Source organism: Psychrobacter sp. SC65A.3 (assembly GCF_025642195.1).
Classification (GTDB): Bacteria; Pseudomonadota; Gammaproteobacteria; order Pseudomonadales; family Moraxellaceae; genus Psychrobacter; species Psychrobacter cryohalolentis.
This window is the reverse complement of record NZ_CP106752.1, coordinates 2,145,634-2,160,998: the sequence shown is the minus strand read 5'-3', so window position 1 is coordinate 2,160,998 and position 15,365 is coordinate 2,145,634. Positions and strand designations below refer to the sequence as shown.

Annotated in this window: 12 protein-coding genes; 5 read left to right on the top strand and 7 right to left on the bottom strand. The window is 38.5% G+C overall.

Annotation, left to right across the window (positions count from 1 at the left end):
* Positions 1 to 12 precede the first annotated feature (12 nt).
* The 4 genes from fhuB to OEG80_RS09070 form a co-directional block, all read right to left on the bottom strand.
* Entirely contained in the window at positions 13 to 1,986 is a 1,974-nt protein-coding gene (gene fhuB, locus OEG80_RS09085) for a Fe(3+)-hydroxamate ABC transporter permease FhuB (RefSeq protein WP_263240462.1), read from the bottom strand.
* Positions 1,983 to 2,957: an ABC transporter substrate-binding protein gene (locus OEG80_RS09080; protein WP_263240461.1), complete on the bottom strand. Its 975-nt coding sequence runs from the start codon at positions 2,955 to 2,957 to the stop codon at positions 1,983 to 1,985. Before OEG80_RS09080 ends, fhuB begins: the two co-directional genes overlap by 4 nt.
* Complete coding sequence (locus tag OEG80_RS09075; protein WP_263240460.1) at positions 2,954 to 3,718, bottom strand: ABC transporter ATP-binding protein; 765 nt, start codon at positions 3,716 to 3,718, stop codon at positions 2,954 to 2,956. The genes OEG80_RS09080 and OEG80_RS09075 overlap by 4 nt, the downstream gene beginning before the upstream one ends.
* 89 nt (positions 3,719 to 3,807) lie before the next feature.
* Entirely contained in the window at positions 3,808 to 4,977 is a 1,170-nt protein-coding gene (locus tag OEG80_RS09070) for a siderophore-interacting protein (protein ID WP_263240459.1), read from the bottom strand.
* A 367-nt stretch (positions 4,978 to 5,344) separates the two neighbouring features.
* On the opposite strand from OEG80_RS09070, the gene OEG80_RS09065 reads away from it, so the two are divergent.
* Together OEG80_RS09065 and OEG80_RS09060 are read left to right on the top strand one after the other, a co-directional pair.
* Positions 5,345 to 5,695, top strand: coding sequence for a transposase (locus OEG80_RS09065; RefSeq protein ID WP_263240458.1), 351 nt, complete (start codon positions 5,345 to 5,347; stop codon positions 5,693 to 5,695).
* A 40-nt stretch (positions 5,696 to 5,735) separates the two neighbouring features.
* Complete coding sequence (locus OEG80_RS09060; RefSeq protein ID WP_263240457.1) at positions 5,736 to 6,188, top strand: transposase; 453 nt, start codon at positions 5,736 to 5,738, stop codon at positions 6,186 to 6,188.
* Positions 6,189 to 6,611: 423 nt separating this feature from the next.
* Here the strand turns inward: OEG80_RS09060 and OEG80_RS09055 are convergent, their stop codons facing one another.
* Entirely contained in the window at positions 6,612 to 9,857 is a 3,246-nt protein-coding gene (locus OEG80_RS09055; RefSeq protein WP_263240456.1) for a DEAD/DEAH box helicase, read from the bottom strand.
* A gap of 360 nt (positions 9,858 to 10,217) precedes the next feature.
* On the opposite strand from OEG80_RS09055, the gene OEG80_RS09050 reads away from it, so the two are divergent.
* Positions 10,218 to 11,591: a site-specific DNA-methyltransferase gene (locus OEG80_RS09050; RefSeq protein WP_263240455.1), complete on the top strand. Its 1,374-nt coding sequence runs from the start codon at positions 10,218 to 10,220 to the stop codon at positions 11,589 to 11,591.
* Here the strand turns inward: OEG80_RS09050 and OEG80_RS09045 are convergent.
* Positions 11,579 to 12,744 (bottom strand): IS3 family transposase gene (locus OEG80_RS09045; protein WP_263240454.1). Its coding sequence is split into 2 segments (ribosomal slippage): positions 11,579 to 12,486 and positions 12,486 to 12,744, totalling 1,167 coding nucleotides; the frame shifts between segments, so codons are not numbered across the junction. The genes OEG80_RS09050 and OEG80_RS09045 overlap by 13 nt on opposite strands.
* 220 nt (positions 12,745 to 12,964) lie before the next feature.
* On the opposite strand from OEG80_RS09045, the gene OEG80_RS09040 reads away from it, so the two are divergent.
* Both OEG80_RS09040 and OEG80_RS09035 read left to right on the top strand, forming a co-directional pair.
* Entirely contained in the window at positions 12,965 to 13,915 is a 951-nt protein-coding gene (locus OEG80_RS09040) for a hypothetical protein (protein ID WP_263240452.1), read from the top strand.
* A gap of 1 nt (position 13,916) precedes the next feature.
* Positions 13,917 to 14,564, top strand: a complete 648-nt coding sequence (locus OEG80_RS09035) for a hypothetical protein (RefSeq protein WP_263240451.1) — start codon at positions 13,917 to 13,919, stop codon at positions 14,562 to 14,564.
* 230 nt (positions 14,565 to 14,794) lie between these two features.
* Here the strand turns inward: OEG80_RS09035 and OEG80_RS09030 are convergent, their stop codons facing one another.
* Entirely contained in the window at positions 14,795 to 15,337 is a 543-nt protein-coding gene (locus OEG80_RS09030; protein ID WP_263240450.1) for a DUF3124 domain-containing protein, read from the bottom strand.
* Positions 15,338 to 15,365: the final 28 nt, after the last annotated feature.

Below are 15,365 nucleotides of genomic sequence, written 5' to 3'. Positions count from 1 at the left end.
TAACCATATAGTTTAAGCTCTAATACGCCGCATCAAATATAGAAAATATGCCCCGCCAATAATGGCAGCGATGGTGCCAGCAGGTATCTCATAGGGAAATATGAGATAGCGCCCGATCCAGTCTGCTATAACCATTAAGCCTGCGCCTAAGATGGCGGATAATTGAATTTGCCGTTTGAGTTGTACTGCGCCTAAGGTGGTCGCAAGGTGAGGTATCATTAGCCCCACGAAACTGAGCGGACCCACTGCCAACGTTGATATCGTACTAAGTAATGCTACAAGAATAAGTATCAAGGTTTGAAACAATCTCAAAGATACCCCAAGCTCACGGGCAATCCCACTACCTAGGCTCAATATCTCTAATGGCTTTATGACCATAAAGCTTAATAGGAAAAGTATAAAAGCCAATCCTACTAAAATCCATGCCGTTTCTGGACTGGCAAGATACGTAGAGCCTGATAGCCAGCTGAGAACCGCTTGTAGCCGTTGATCGCCAGATAGTTTTACCAGACTTAATAAACCGCCCATCAAGGCGGCAATGGCCACACCAACTAATAATAAATAAGCCGGATTTATACGACGAGCAAGCCATAAGATCAAACTGAGCACGATAGAAGCGCCCAATAATCCTGATAATACAATACCTGTGTAGCCAAAACTGGGTAGGAAAATAAAGGCTAGTACCACGCCTATTGCTGAACCTGAGCTAATACCCAATACTTCAGGGCTGGCCATAGGATTGCGAGTCAAGGTTTGTAGCAGCACGCCGGCAGTGGCTAACATCACGCCAGTGGCAGCAGCACTTAAAGTGCGAGGTAATCTAAAATCAATAATTAATTGCCCTAGCGTACTGAGCTGCCAGCCATTTGAAGTAGCCGTAAAGACTAGCACACCTACTATCAACATTATTAAGGCGATTCCCCAACCCATGAAGTGAATGTCACGGCGTTCTGAAACCAAGGTCGGGATAACCTCATCGGTATGTTGACGACTTTGGCTCACGATTAACCATATTACCAATGGCGCACCAAGTATGGCCGTCATTGCATCAGCAGGAATATTCAGGTTCAGATAATGTTGTAATAGCGTCGTGGCATTACTGGTAATCCATAATAAAAGCGCCCCAAATCCATACCCTAACAGTAGGCGGTAACCAATACGCCGTACCGAAAACACATTAACGAGTGTGGCAGCACCCAAACCAATAAAACCAATAGGACCCACACGACTGACGACTAGGGCAGTCAGTAGAGCCACTAATCCCACCACCAACCCACGAATTAGATTGATAGGCACGCCCAAACTTTTGGCTTGCCTATCGTCTAAGCTCATTATTTCTAGTGGTTTTAATAAAGGGAGTAAGCTGAAAAAAGCAACCACACTAGCGATGATTAATATGACAGATACTTGCCAGTTATTCTGAGTGAGACTACCCGCCGCCCACACCATGACGTTTAAGGATTCTTCAGCATAATAGATCAATAATAAAGCGGTAATAGCGCCCAATAAAATATTAGTGACAAGTCCACCAAGTACTAATACCAAAGGATTCATGCGGCTAGGCGCAGCTAGAAGAAAAACAATCGCCATACTACCAAGCGCGCCAACAAAGGCAACCCAAAAACTTCCCCCTAACGCCAAACTAGGCAGGAATAACGTGACAATCAACAGTGCCATGTTTGCACCGCTACTGACTGCCAATGTCGTGTCTGAGGCCAGCGTGTTTTTCACTAGCTGTTGTAATAGAACACTGACCAATCCTAAAAGACCACCAGCAGTCGAGGCTACTAACATAGTCGGTAGGATTTGTAGCTGGATACTCATGTCCGAAAGTGATAGCTCAAATGAGAGTGTGAACAATTCTAAAAAAGCGAGAGGCCATAGCTGATGTACGACTGCATAACTGCTTACTACTGCTATCAGTATTAAAAAAACAACCATCATATAAATGCGGTTAGCAGACAGAAAATTATTTTTATTCATCATAAATCGGTATTGCCTACAAAAGTGACATTCGTTAAGCGCTCGGCCAAGACATTCATAGAAGCCACGCCACTATTGTTCCATGTCGCAGGCAGTAAGGTAACGCAGCGACCTTCACCGGCAGATTTATGCTGTTGATCAAAGGAATAGCCCAAGCGCTGCCACACTAAGCTGTTTTCTAATTCAAGTTTGAGAAGGTCACTAAGAGGTTCAACGACCACAAGGCAAGTATCTTCATCAAGCTGTGCTAAGTCTCCTAGCATAATGGGCGTAAACCCCCATTCATTGCCCTCTGCCAACGCCACTAGCTGCAATCCCATCGTCTCTAAAGCAGGTTGAAATAAACTGTTATACGAAAACATACGCAAATTATTGGTATCGGCAAATTGCACGACAGCCAATTTTTTGATATGAGGATAACGCGCATGAAAATTCTGTCCCGCTTGTATGATTTGTTTCTTACTGGTGTCTAAATAATCTTGCGCGGCTTGGGGTTTATTGATAGATCGGCCCAATTCTAACGTGGGTTCTATAAAGTCCTCCCACTTTGCAATTTTGTTAGGACTGGTCAATTCAATAGAATGAATAGGCAAATCGCCGTACATAGGACGCAGGTGCGCATAAAAAGCGTTGTCTATTACCAAATCTAAGTCTAGCTGAGAGAACATTTCAGGGTTGGGTTGATAGCGTGTTCCTACGTCGAGAGTCATATCGGGTATAAGAGGCTTACCGACCCATTCTCTATAGAAAGGTTTATCGCCCATAGCAACTGGTGGGTATCCCATGGCAGTCAGCGTCGCCGCAATACCCCAATCGGGCGTCATGACTTTAGGCGTTTTTTGATTTTCTTGAGGCGACACTGCTTGTGGTGCTTGTGGTGCTTGTGAGGTGGCGTCAGACGACTGGCAACTGCTTAATAATAAACTTGAGCATAATACCGCACAGAGCCCAATCGGAAAAGTGAACGCTTTCATATAACCGCTACTTTATGGCTGGTGATAGGGTGGTCTAATAGAGTGAATTTCACGTCAAATATTGAGCGTAACACCTCTTTCTCCATGGTGTTTTTGACATCATTCATATGGCAAAGTTGACCTTGTTTTAAAGCAATAAACTCATCACAAAATCTTGCCGCTAGATTTAGGTCATGCAGGATAATCACAACACCTAGGCCTTGCTCGTCAACCAATTGACGAATCAGTTTCAACACTTCTATTTGATAGACTACATCGAGCGCCGCTAGTGGCTCATCTAATAGCAGATACTTTGTCTGCTGGGCAAGGCACATTGCCAACCAGACGCGCGCACGTTCACCACCTGACAACGTCGATACTTGACGATTTCTAAAAGCGTCAACTTGAGTGAGGGAGATGGCTTTTTCTACTTGTTGATGATCATCAGCAGTTGGTTTTTGCAGCCACTTTTGATGAGGGTATCTGCCCAACATCACAAGCTCATAGACTGTAAAAGCGCCCGCATCAGGTAGGTTTTGCGGTAAATAGGCAAGATGCGTGGCCAGTCTTTTAGCAGAAAAACTTCGCAAATCTTTACTTTCTATTTCAATGCCACCTTGCGTGGGTGTCATTTCTCCTGCCATGGCTTTTATAAGGCTGGATTTACCTGAACCATTATGCCCAATGAGCGCATAAAGTTTATTTGGTTCGATGATAAAAGAAGTAGGATGAAGCAAAACTTTTTTTTGACGTATTAAGCTTAAATTATTGATGTGCATCATAGTGAGCAGTCGAAAGTAAATGGGGCATTTTAAAGAAAAGTAGCTGGTTAATGCAAATGATTTTCATTTTATCTGTGAATATGCAGCAATTATTGAGCACGCCAATAGACTTTTATGACCATATCTTGACGGGATAGCCCAAGGGTTGCTTTTAATTGTTGTCTTAATGATTTAATGTCTGCCGCTTCAAGCGCACCCCATACCTTGCCAATCTTAAGAGGCAATGTCATTAATCTTGCATGTAATAAGCTTATGATTTGTTCAGAAATTTCGGTTGTTGGCGTTTTAATGATATGAAGTAGATTATCTTGTAGAAAACGCTCATCATGACCTAAGTGCTGACAAAGATTTAGAGTGTGTAAATAAGTGATGTCTTTTGGATCTTCGGTGATAGCAATGACAAGGGGCGGCAAAGGATTTTGCCAGTTCTCTAATAGATTGGCGACTGTAGGTAGAGAGGTTTCATCGCAAATTAATAAGCATTGACCCTCAAAGAGGTGTTCTATTTTTTCTGGATAGTCGCGCGCCGTTTTTATTGGCGTGCCGCAGACGAGAGAACGGGCCCAGTTGCCACCTGGCGTGTCGCCATGGATATAAACATCTATCCAAGCTTGAATAGACGAGCTGATTGGATCTCGCCATGCTTTTCGCAGGGTATAGTAGCGCTGTAAAGGCTTATCGTTATTTTCTGACTCCTTATTTAGGGTAGATAAAACATCAGAATTTAACTCAAATAAATAAGCGTAGCCGGGATGATTGAGTGGAATGTTATCAGGAGCAGTCACCACCAGTCGATACATATTAGGACTGACATAGTAACCATCAGTCACGCTAAAGTGCTGTTCTTGAAGTTTGATCGTACGCTTACCAAGCTTAGTAGCCGATGACTGTAATAACGCTATATATTGTTCATGTAGTGTCTCAGCGTCGCTAATAGGCACAAAAAAGTTGATAAAGTATTGATGATTAATACTAGAAATATTTTCAGCGAGGCTGTTATTAATAGGGCTGCTATCTTTTAATGCATTAAAATCATTTTGATAACGATTCATCGTGATAACGTCTAGCAGAAGGCCGTCAGGATACAGTTCTGTTATTGATACTATATCGTACTCGCCGACTGAAGCAGAGGTAAAGGCATTGATAAACATCGCAAGTTCATCTTGATGCTCTTCATTGAGATGATGAATGAACATAGCTTTATCAGCAATGGCTAATGGGATTTTATCTGTATCATAACGAGTAAGCGTTTCAGCCATAAAGGGTCATCCAAGCCAAAAAATCATATAACGGTTACTTCATATAACCGTCAAATAGATGGCATCTGAAAATATAAGGTAGCAGAAAATATAAACAAAAACAGCAAAGATTTAATTGATGAGTATCAGTAGTTGAGTAAGATGATAGAAATATATAAATCAGTATACAAATTGAAAATATAAGTATGTTACTGATAATCATTAACATCTAGATTATTATTACGTTAATTTGATTGTATGTCAATGTATTTATAATTATAAGCGGATTATTGTCATAGGATTCTTGATATTTTCCTTTCGATGATATAGTGTATCTTATATAAAACCGCTACAATATTTATAACTAATTCATTTAATGAAATAAACGATGACCTATTCAATCGACTTTCGCAAACAAGTACTGCGTAACATTAAAGACGGAATGACCATTCGAGAAGCTGCTAACTTTTATCAGCTTAGCACAAGCTCGATTCACAGCTGGCAGCAGAGCTTAACTCCTAAAACAACTAGAAATAAAGCACCGACTAAAATATCAAATGAAGCGCTATTAAAAGATGTTGAACAGCATCCAGACGATTATATGTACGAGCGAGCACAGCGTTTAGGCTGCAGTAAATCAGGTATAGAAGCCGCATTAAAACGCCTAGGTATCAGTCAAAAAAAAGACCTTAGAACATCCAAAAGTATGCCTGATAAAAAGAGCGGCTTATCAGAGTAAACTTAATAGTTTTATACAGCAAGGCTATCCCATTGTTTATATGGATGAGAGCGGATTTGAGGCTGAAACTATCAGACCTTACGGCTATGCACCGATAGGAAAGCCCTGTATCGACAGCTACAACTGGCAAGGTGAAAAGCGAACCAACGTTATTGGTGCTCTCTATGAAAAGATGCTGTTTGCCCTAGATTACTTTGAGCAAAATATTAATGGTCACGTATTTTACGACTGGTGCAAACACACATTAATGCCAAGCCTTAAAACTAAATGCGTGATTGTTATGGATAATGCTCGATTTCATAAACATAGACGCATTCAAAAGCTACTGAACAGGCATGGTCATCGTATTTTGTGGCTACCACCGTACAGCCCTGATTTAAACCCCATTAAAAAGAAGTGGGCACAAGCTAAGTTTTTACGACAAGGGTGGATGGAGAATAATCTACCTAAACTCTTCAATGATATGGGCTGTTCCAGTTTTATTGTGGATTGACTATATTTGATTTGAGAGAAATGCGAAAAATAGCAAAGCTACTAATTGACGAAGGTGCAAATCCTAGCTCAAAATATGACTGGCATGGCATCGACGGGTACACTCCATTCTTACTAGCCTGTGAGATTAATGAAGCTGAACTGGTCTCTTATATATTGGATAACGCTACTGAGTACTCAAAATATGACATTATTAATACGGCATATAGAGATCGTAGAGATGGTCAAGCAGTTGGCTATGAGAAAATTTGCAAGCACTTTAAGGCTGACAATGTACTGGAGGTTATAGACAGGCATTCAACTTTAGAGATTAGTGATAGTATAAGTTAAACAGCTTTTTAGCCTCAGGTTTTCGATTTACTTGAGGCTTCTTACGTATATAGTCTAATTACATAAATGTGAAAAACTCTCGAAGAGCTTGGTTTTATTTATTCACAATAACATTCAGGTCTATATTAGCAGTCTCTTTCAAATATTTTTCAGTGACTGCTAATAATCTTAGAGTATCCTCAGGTGGATTATCAATAGAAAGACTAGGTTGTACAATAAAAATCTCAAACTTTATGGGCTTTCTGTTAGCCATACTCATTAAACTTTCAAGCTTTTCAACACTGCCTTTTTCAATCCTACTTCTCGATTGACCTAGACGTACTTTTGTCTGCCTGCGTAATAGATGATTAAAAAAGTCGCTACCCTTTTTTTGTCTCCAAATAACTGACTTCTGTGCTTGCCCGCAAACCTCGTAAAAATTATCAATACGTGCGCTAATACGACCATCTTTAGCATATTTCAGATGATGTAATTGAATATAAATTCTTGACTCCTCATCTCTAATAGCAACAACATCCGCAATTTCACCTGACCCGTCATCATCGTAAATAATATCAAAATCTTTAGCCTTCAAATCGTTGATCACTTTATATTGAATAGAATCAATTATTAGTGGCTCAACGTGTTGCGACTCTTTGCCTATATCTACACCTGCCCAGTCTCGCGCTATTAACTTTTCGACTGGATATGGTGTCATAATTTGTTCTATGGTCGTGTACTCATTACCAGTTAGACGTGATCCGTCAGCGTACCAAACTGCAGGTGGACTAGCATTGAAATAAGATGCTAAATCTACTTTTTTTGTTTTGAGCTTAAAATGTGCTTGATTAGTAGATATCTTAGTAATCAGATATCTTGATTGCGTTTGTTCGTCTAATTCCTCAACTATAATAGTTTGTTTAAACTTAACGTTATGGCTAGGTGTCTCAATTTCAAAAAGTATCTCGTTATTGCTACAATTGCCTAAATTAATTGAGCATTCAGATAAGTTAATACTTTGATTGTCAATCTCTAAGTAAACATGCGACTCAGAGTAATCCGTATAAATTTCTTCATCCCAATCAATCATGATTGGTACATTATCAGGTAAGCTATTAATCTCTTTGGGTTGTAACGTGGCTTTTAGAACCTGATTCGGATCAATGCTTTCGTCGTTTAAGCTGTTACTCATTTCTTCACACCATGTAACGAAATTTTTTATATTACCTCGGCGTTTACTCCATATTCTGCCTTTAAATGAACAACCGATAGTTACCTTATCACCTTCCTTATAACCAGTACCTGATACGAATGACTTTTCAGTGCTTCTTAGTGTTGAATCAGCTATAGCTTCTTCAATGTCTGAGCCGGAACGCATTGTAAACCTGATACTTTTGCTTAAAAATTCTTTTAACCCTACGTTTTGTAATTGTAATCTATTGATACCATCTAAAACTCTAAAGACATCTATCTTCTTTATATGAAGTGGTGCGACTAAGATTGCTTCAGCCAATTTATCAAAGTTGTCGTCTCTATTTGAATCATGTATAAACAAAAGCTTTTCTTCTACGTTGTAATGCAATACCATTAAACGCCAATTTAAACCATAGATGTCTTTGTAGTTCACCCAGTCAATATTAACTTTATCAGCAGTGATAATTACTAAGGTTTGATTTGCTTCATTGTAGTCGCTAAAGTGATATTCGCATTCTTTGAATCTTTGTAAACCTTGTTCAAACCTATCAAAATAAGCTATGCTATTTTCACTTATATTTCGATATACCATAGCGCTCATAGCAAAACGGATGTTTTGGAATGGTATTTGACTGTTAGCTAAGTCTCTAAACTCATGTATAAATTCGTAAAACTCCATCTCCTCTGATGTGGCATCTGTACTATATGCAGCAAGTAGGCTGTTCCAATTTGCATCTCTAGCGTACAGATCGCTTAATTCCTCTTCAACAGTCACATCAGCAATATTTGCTACAAAGCTAGCGGTTCCTAGCTGATTGTCTAAAGAACTTCTTGTAAACCTGCCCGCAAACTGTAATGTAATAGGTAAACTTTTTCTAATATCATGAAACGCTGCTATTTTAAGATGAGGTAAGTCAAACCCTTCTCCTAGCATATTGACAGCAACTATTACCTTATGTTCAAGATTAATGATGGCGTTTAAAATAGCTTTTTTATCTCGTATTGATGAATGAACTAAAATGGGGTTTAAATCAGTGAATTCAGCATAGATTCTAAACACCTCTTCAGCTTTGCTTTTAGTCGCACACCTTGCCATTAAAATATGATTATGACCATTGGCCATATCTTTACGTAATCTTGCCATAGCCGTGTGTGCAATAACTTTATCAGCTTTTCTAAGGTTATATTCTCGAATAGGTAAAAAGTCGATAGGCTTAAAATAACCTTGGTCTTGAGCCATTTTTAGGCTGAAATTAAAGATGACTTTGCCATTAAGCGCTTTGCCATCCTGTCGAAAAGGGGTCGCCGTAAATTGCACAACTTTGGCTTTATTAAATTTACTTAATACTCGCTCCCACGAGGTTGCTTTGGCATGATGTGCTTCATCCACGAATACATGTGTAAAACGCTCAGCAATTTGTAATAAATCATCTGAATTATAACCATCCATGATACTCATGGTAGTGACAATCACATTAGAGTTATCAATAATATCGAATAAGTCATTAAGCGCTGATACGCCTTGATTGAGAATGCCTACTATAGGATTTAATACATCCTTATCAAGAATGCCAAATGCTTTTAGCAATCCGAACGTTATAAACTTCTCTGCTAATTGGTTGCGCAGTGCGTCCGATGGCACGATAACCAGTAACTTTTCACATCTTTCGACAGCCAATACAGACAGCATGGTTTCTGTTTTACCTGTACCCGTTGGCATAACAACGGTAGCCATCTGGCTTGATACTTTTATATGACTTAAAATGGCATATAAGGCTGATATTTGCGGTATTCTTAGGCCCAAAATTTTATTTGACGTATCTTCTTCTTTAAAGTGGAATTTGTTTCGCCAAGACTCTCTTACTTCCGCTGGCGTGTGATGAATTTTATTGGGGTGCTTTAGCCACTCTTTTAATTTAACACTATCGAAAGAGTTAACCGTTAACGGTTTATCACAATGGATAACGTATTCAAAGCCTTCAGGAACTCTGTTGTTATTTCTAACGAAACAATATTGAACTTCACCATCATGTATAAGGCTATAACCTTTATCCTCAATAATCTCGTCAAAATTTATAATTTTTCTCGGTTCAATGGACAAGTGGTAACTATTCTTACTTCCGACTTGTTTTGTGGATAGACTTAGTTCTGGTAAGGTTAGTTCCATCAGTATAATTCCGCTTGGATAGAGTTGACGTGGATCTATATTCTTAAGTGATCTATATTCTTAAGTGATCTATGTTTTTTGATATATACATTTCAACTCAAATATACCAACACCCCACAAAAATTGATAGGTACAGAGCATTTGCATACGACAAACAATGTCGCAACGACTCAAATCAGCCCTGAAAAATATCCAACAATAGCTTAAAGTAGCTCTGCCAAAGCAAATGCCTAAGATATCATATTACAGGTCGATATCTGGTGAGAGCAAACGGGTTATATGATAAATTACCACTCAGAATATTAAGCACTAAACATGCCAGCCATTTACAGCTGAAAATAAAGAAGGAAGTGAGGCGATATGCCTATATTGAATTGGTTGAATAAAGAGCAAGCGTTGACTACAGCGCGTGACTGTCCGTATCGTTTGGTAGAGCTAGTGCCAGAATTATCGTATGGCGAGTCAGATACTGACAATATGCTCATTCAAGGCGATAACCTTGATGCATTGAAAGCACTCATTCCTACGCATTCAGGAAAGGTAAAGTGCATCTTTATTGACCCACCTTATAACACCAAAAGTGCCTTTGAACACTATGACGATAATTTAGAGCACAGCAAATGGCTGTCGATGATCTATCCACGCTTAGAGCTATTGCATCAGCTACTATCTGAAGACGGTTCTATTTGGATTACACTCGACGATTCTGAATCACACTATTTAAAAGTGATGTGTGATGAAATTTTTGGAAGGAAAAACTTTGTCGCTAATAGTGTTTGGCAGAAAAAATATACAATCGCTAATGATGCCAAGTGGTTATCAGATAGTCATGATCATTTATTAATCTATGCCAAAAACAAAGAAGAATGGAGACCTTATCCCTTAGAAAGAACTGAGGCTATGAATAATAGATATAAAAATCCTGATAATCACCCTAAAGGCGTTTGGAAATCAACTCCTTTATATGCAAAAAGAAAAGGATCTGAAAAAGAAGCAGCGTTTTCATATACTTTTAAAAACGGATACATATGGACTCCACCAGCTGGGACATCACCGAGGTTTCCAGAATCGACTCTGAAAAAAATGGACGAAAACGATGAAATATGGTTTGGAGTAAAAAGTGATGCAGCTCCATCCAGAAAAACTTTCTTGAGCGAACTTAAAAGTTCAGGTACACCCTCATCTACCATTTGGTTACATAGCGATGCAGGTCATAATCATGAAGCGCGAGAAGAGGTGAAAGTGTTTGATAAGGAGGATGCTTTTACAACTCCAAAACCTGAAAGATTGATAAAAAGAGTTTTAGATCTCGCCACAAAGCCTAATGATCTTATTTTAGATTCATTCCTTGGATCTGGCACAACTGCCGCTGTTGCTATGAAAATGAACCGTAAGTTCATTGGTATTGAGCTTGGGGATCATGCAGTCACTCATTGCCAACCAAGGCTAAAAAAAGTAGTCGATGGTGAGCAAGGTGGTATTTCAGAAGACGTCAACTGGACAGGTGGTAGTGGCTTCAAATTCTACCGCTTAGGTGAAGTCATCTTTAATGAAAACGGCTCTTTAAGAGAAGGTATCAGCTTTGATGCGCTGGCTTCCCACATTTGGTATGGTGATACTAGGCAATCGCTACAGCAGTCTACCAAGTCACCGTTACTTGGTGTGCATAATGGTATTGACCCCTGCCGTCAAATCCGTACAATTAAACTTGGGAAATTTAATTACGCAGCTTGACGATAATAATCAAACCACACCTGTCTTGGCGATTTATGGCCCAAGCTCTTTTGAATCCTAGTTTGGTTGTAGTACAACTCAATATATCCAATGATATCGCTGATAGCTGCAAATCTTGTTTTATAGTCTTGGTGATATACTAATTCATTCTTTAATACGCCCCAGAAACTCTCTATAGGTGCGTTATCAAAGCAGTTACCTTTAGCGCTCATTGAGCCTGCAAACTGATGTCGCTTGATGATCTTGTGGTAGGCATGACTGCAATATTGGCTGCCTCTGTCAGAGTGAACTATTAGCCCTTTGCTAGGTCGTTTGTTCTTGATTGCCATATTGAGTGCACGGCATACTAGATCTGCTGTCATTCGCTTATTGATCGCATACCCGACCAGCTCTTTGGTGTACAAATCTTTGACTCCAGCTAAATACAACCAGCCCTCATTGGTCCAGATATACGTAATGTCACTGACCCAAGACTCATTAGGACGATTGGCATCAAACTTCTGATCCAGCACGTTTGGATAAACCAGCTTGTTGTGATTAGAGTCGGTGGTCACTTTAAAGCGCTTGTGGCGACGGCATTTAATGCCATGTTCTTCTTTAATGCTTCTGACCATATACAGGCTAATGTTGTGGCCTTGCTCGCTTAGATGAGCATGCAGTCGATCTACGCCATAACGTTCTTTCGTTTCACTGTGAGCCGCTTTAACCAGTAATTCAGACTGGTTGCGATGTATCTGCTGATCACTGATGTCACGACTAATCCAGTCATAGTAGCTCGATGGCTTAATCTTTAATACACGGCACATAGTAGTGATGCTAAATATCTGCTGATTGTCTTTGATAAAGGCGTACTTTACGGTCTGTTTTTCGCGAAGTACGCCGTCGCCTTTTTTAGTATCTCTCGTTCCTCTTCGGCAACTTTGATCTGCCGCTTGAGCTGCTTTATTTCTTGAAGAGCACTCATAAGATCAGGATCATATTGCTCTGTGCCGACAAGCTTGCCTTGATTGGCTTTGTTATGCCAATTAGATAAGGTTTGCATGGCGATGCCAAGCTGCTTTGCGGTCGATGAGATGTTGCCGTTATTGTCTGCTATCTTCTTAACGGCTTCAGCTTTAAATTCTGTGCTATAAGTTCTGATTTTTTTGGTCATGGTAAACTCCGATTAATATGCTTAGTTTACCAAGTTTAGTTATACGGTTTCTTCAGCATAGCTCAGCTTGCTACCCTACGAATCAGCTCAAGCTGCTAGCATCGTCAATCATTTCGAAACGAATCTTGCATACAAGAAAATATATGCTTTGGCAGGAATAGCAGGCCACGCTACCCCTAGTACAACATTTTCATCATATGTACATTTTACGGACATTCAGGTGGGATTATTATTATGGCAGACCAATTTCAAGCTAGCTATGAAGCACAATCAGATACTAAAAATACCGAGAAGACAAAAATTTGAAACTGAAAATATGCATTTAAGACTAAATGAATATCTCATTGATAAGCTTAAACTGCCTTATTTTCCGAAACCTATGCACAGTAAAATACTTAATGATGATTTTGATGAAAAAATTGTAAAAGTTAAGAAATATTCTTTCGATGAAGTACATCAAGTTCTTGAAGCTTATACTCAGAAAGGTGATTATGAGAATCTCATGCATATCTATGATGTCAGTCAAGAAACTGTTGAAACATGGCATCATAATGCAAAGCGACTAAGAGACGATTTAGATTTTCAAACTAGGAAAGGTAACCCTAGGTTATTTGATATCAATAATAAAGGAGGCTTATTACCTGTTAAGGATAGATATGATGATGATAGAAGAATCATGATGCAAATGACGGAAAAATTTCGTAGCCTTTACTTAGAGAGTGAGGACAAAAAACATATCCATCAATTTATATATCATACACTTACTTACTCTCAATATAATAAAAACTTTATTATATTTAACTGCGCAGTAGACCTCTATAACTATCTTCAAGTTATTCGTAAACTAGTCTATAAAAAAGATATTCGACTGAGATACTACAACTATGCGCAAGCTGCCGAACAAGATCAGGATGCTTGGGACAATGCTTTAAAAGATATACCTATTTCGCAGAGAATAAATATGGATAATGAGCAAGAAGAAAGCTTTTGTCAAAATCAAAAACAGATCCGAGTAGAGCTATCACTCGCTAGTCAAACCGAAGTTACAAGAATTAAAAATAGAGCAAACTCTGTTATACCTATAAGGCAGTGGAATGTTAGGACAATACAAATATTTAGCCACTATGTATTTATTATGATGGGTGACAGAATTAATAAGGAAGTAGCGTAATATGAAACTATCTGCTAAAACAATTAGTTTAAATAGCAACTCAACCGTAAAACTCCATCCTTTAGCCAGTAGGCTTCATCAAGTACTGATCAAAGCCTATATTAGTAGTGATAAGAGTACATACCTCAAAAACGTACCTAACTATTTTGGCAGCAGAGTTGACATACCTATTCATAATATTTCTGTCATATTTAAAGACGGTTTATACGAAATCATCGGGGGCTGTTTTTCTCCTATATTTGATCTAAATGACATTTCTAATGAAAATACTGTGATTCTAAGTTATACAACATCTCAAGGTCATGATACAAAGAATAAAACTGATGAACAGATAAACAGAGTAAAAAAAAGAATTCAAGATAAGTTTGACCAAGACGTAATAGACTTTATATATATGGATTATATTAGGGCGATTTCTATTCTTTCACTTTCAAAACCAGGTGTCATGTATTCAGAAATTAGAGAGTTATCACAGGCTAAAGGCAAATATAGTAGCGCTATTTGGAACGAAATATTTGGTAATGAAGATGAATCGCCAATAAACTATCTTAGTCAGAAAGATTTTTCAATGCTTATCGATAAGACTCGAGGTACTGTGAATAATCATAACAAACTTAAAGGTTTCACATACCAAGCAAAGGATTCCTGAATTACTGCCAGATGTATTATTAATGGATACATTGCTACAATCTTTAGTAATATTAAAATAATGAGGTCTTTTGAACATGCCTAAGTTCAGGTTAGAACAGAGCTATCAGATGAATCGTTATTGATCAAATGGACAATTTAAAGATAAAGAAGGTCACTTTTAAAATGTATTTTTGTGTTCCACTTTATGAGTTAACGAACGATATACATTGAATATAAAATGATTTTTTATCAGTGCATAACTGGTGTCCCTTGCGTATTAAAAGCAAAAGCTTTATTACTAAAATTACCAATCATTACCGCCTCAATCACTGGTTTAACCGTATCATCTAAAGCTTCAACCTCAATGATAAAGTCTGCACCAGGACCCCCTTTATTTTCTTCTTTTTCAACGATATAGTTGAGGGTTGCCATAGGTGGTAGCTTAATTGAGTTCTTGATATAGGACTTTATTAGCTCTCCATTAGTACCGTAGTAATCAATTTTATTGATATATAGTGATTTTTCTAATGTGGTATTACGAATACTCAAAGTCGCCGATAGCAATACTTTTTCATTGTACCTATCAATATAAATGTCTGAATAAATGGGCACATAAAAGGTTTGTTTATAATTTAACTGACGGGAATCGACGGTAGAGGTTGTTTCAAGCTCTTTAATAGGATCTTTATTATCTTCTGAAAATACTATATTGGGATCTTTTATTGATTTATCACAACCTGATAACAGCATCAATATAGCAATGGCTATGGCGGACATACTGAGCTTGTTCATGATGTTTCCCTCTTTTTTTGCATCTTAC

Coding starts and splice junctions, on each gene's coding strand:
- fhuB (WP_263240462.1), bottom strand. CDS start 1,986: ATGATGAATAAAAATAATTTTCTGTCTGCTAACCGCATTTATATGATG.
- OEG80_RS09080 (WP_263240461.1), bottom strand. CDS start 2,957: ATGAAAGCGTTCACTTTTCCGATTGGGCTCTGTGCGGTATTATGCTCA.
- OEG80_RS09075 (WP_263240460.1), bottom strand. CDS start 3,718: ATGATGCACATCAATAATTTAAGCTTAATACGTCAAAAAAAAGTTTTG.
- OEG80_RS09070 (WP_263240459.1), bottom strand. CDS start 4,977: ATGGCTGAAACGCTTACTCGTTATGATACAGATAAAATCCCATTAGCC.
- OEG80_RS09065 (WP_263240458.1), top strand. CDS start 5,345: ATGACCTATTCAATCGACTTTCGCAAACAAGTACTGCGTAACATTAAA.
- OEG80_RS09060 (WP_263240457.1), top strand. CDS start 5,736: ATGGATGAGAGCGGATTTGAGGCTGAAACTATCAGACCTTACGGCTAT.
- OEG80_RS09055 (WP_263240456.1), bottom strand. CDS start 9,857: ATGGAACTAACCTTACCAGAACTAAGTCTATCCACAAAACAAGTCGGA.
- OEG80_RS09050 (WP_263240455.1), top strand. CDS start 10,218: ATGCCTATATTGAATTGGTTGAATAAAGAGCAAGCGTTGACTACAGCG.
- OEG80_RS09035 (WP_263240451.1), top strand. CDS start 13,917: ATGAAACTATCTGCTAAAACAATTAGTTTAAATAGCAACTCAACCGTA.
- OEG80_RS09030 (WP_263240450.1), bottom strand. CDS start 15,337: ATGAACAAGCTCAGTATGTCCGCCATAGCCATTGCTATATTGATGCTG.